Here is a 1,804-nt window from a genome sequence, read left to right on the forward strand (position 1 = left end):
CGGGTGGGTGGTCTGGCGGGAGGTGCCGGAGCGGATGTCGTGCAGTGCCTGCTGGTAGGCGGCCTGGTCGAACACCTGGGTGTGCAGTTGACCTTGTATCCGGCCAGCAGGAGGGTGGGGATGGCGCGGGTCGCCAGGCGCTGCTGCTCGGCGCTGTCGAGGTGTGCGGGCACCTCGTGCCAGATGTAGACGGGCTCCGGGGTGGGGAACTGGTGTCGTTCGAAGCCCAGTTGGTCGAGCTGGTCGCGTAGCTTCGCGGGCGCGCCGGTCGGCGTCTCGACGTAGATGGTGGGATTCAGCCATCTGCGGTAGATCTCGACGTCGGTGCCGTACTCGTCGGCACGGTTGCCCATGACTCTCCTGTTTCAGCGGTTGCGGGATACGGGAGCGACAGGACGCTGTGCTGGGCTGTGCGTCCTCACGGCCTGACCCGGTTGGGTGGGCATGCGGGCGACGTCGTTTCGGACGCGGAGGATCTGGTCGGCGGCTCGCGAGAGCGCATCAGCCGCACTCCCGAGCTGCGCAGCCGGTTCCAGGTTTGCGCCACTGGCGCCGGGCTGCAGGGACCACAAGCAGGCGACCGCTATGGCCTGCCGGATGAGCGGCAGAAGTCCCTCGGCGGGTGCGGCGATCTCGGTCAGGAGGGCAGCCCTCTCCTCGCCGCTTGAGGCACGAGTGCCCTGTTGGGCCAGCTCAGCGACGTCCCGCAGTGCGGCCTCCCGGCCGGCGTCGGGTACGGCGAGGGCGTTCAAAGCTGGGTCGAGGTGAACGCTGTATCCGCCGCTCAGCAGGGCGTGCGATGCGGCCGTGGCTTTCCGACGCTGTTCGGCGGCGGGAAGACCATGGGGAAGACGGTGGTACGTGCCGCGGGGGCCGGGGTGATCGAGGAAGCTGGCTCGCTGCAGGAGAGCGGCGGCTTGCTCGGTGCCGCCCAGGGCGACGACCAGTCCGCTTCGCGCGTCCTTGGCGATGGTGACGTACTCCAGGACATCGAAGTCGGGCTCGACCTCCCTCATCGCGTCCGGGCCGCCGACGCCCGGGACGCCGTCGGGGCCGGCGGGGCTGCCGGCGCCGTGGCAGTGGGGGCGATCCGGCCGGAGGGGTGCTGGAGTGCGGTGCCGATGCCGTGGGCGCGCAGCTGCTGGCCGGTTGCGCGGACGGCACGCGCCTGCTTGTAGGTGTCGTCGCCGGAGAGCCGGTACACGCCGGTCTGCTCTTGCATGACGAAGCCGTTGGCGGCCAGCACGTTCGCGGCTGTATCCCCGACCGGGGCGGCGGCGAGGCTGCCGTCCGGCTGCCAGGTCAGCACGACCCGGTCCGGCTGCGAGGGCACGATGTCGTCCATGGCGTTGAGGCGGACGCGGGCCAGGGCGGTGTCGTAGCGGGCGAGCAGGTCACCGGCGACCTGTTCTGCGGCGAGGAACGGATCGTCGGTCACCGCGATGCCATTGGGCTCGGGCACGCCGCGGTACGCCTCGTCGGGTAGGCCGCGCGGTGCAACGGCGGCGATGAGGAAGCCGTCGCGCTCGTCGTGCCGGTCGAGAATGACCAGCTGGGCGCCGTCCGGACGGGACAGGACGGCCGCCTGGCGCAACGGGTGCGCGGCGAGGGATTCGGCGACGAGGTCCAGGTCCCAGACGCGGTCGGCCAGCTCGGCAAGAGCCTCCTGGTCCTTGGCGGGGTGGTGGGTGCTGCGCCAGGTACCGGGGAGTTCACCTGCGAGAACGTCTGCGAAGGAGGCGAGGCGCTCGGGGTCTTCGTGGTGGTGCATGGAGTCCTTGGCGGGGGAGGGGGTGGTGTCAGC

3 protein-coding genes are annotated in these 1,804 nt (G+C 71.0%); all 3 read right to left on the minus strand.

What is annotated here, in order from left to right:
* On the minus strand, nucleotides 1-353 hold a 353-nt coding region (locus P1P75_RS41355; RefSeq protein ID WP_319265166.1), incomplete at its 3' end, for a hypothetical protein.
* A gap of 12 nt (nucleotides 354-365) precedes the next feature.
* The gene (locus P1P75_RS41360; RefSeq protein WP_319265169.1) at nucleotides 366-1,016 is read right to left on the minus strand and encodes a hypothetical protein; all 651 of its coding nucleotides are present in this window, start codon (nucleotides 1,014-1,016) and stop codon (nucleotides 366-368) included.
* On the minus strand, nucleotides 1,013-1,804 hold a 792-nt coding region (locus P1P75_RS41365; protein ID WP_319265171.1), incomplete at its 5' end, for a hypothetical protein. The genes P1P75_RS41360 and P1P75_RS41365, both read right to left, overlap by 4 nt.

The organism is Streptomyces sp. ID05-39B (assembly GCF_033794725.1).
Lineage (GTDB): Bacteria > Actinomycetota > Actinomycetes > Streptomycetales > Streptomycetaceae > Streptomyces > Streptomyces bobili.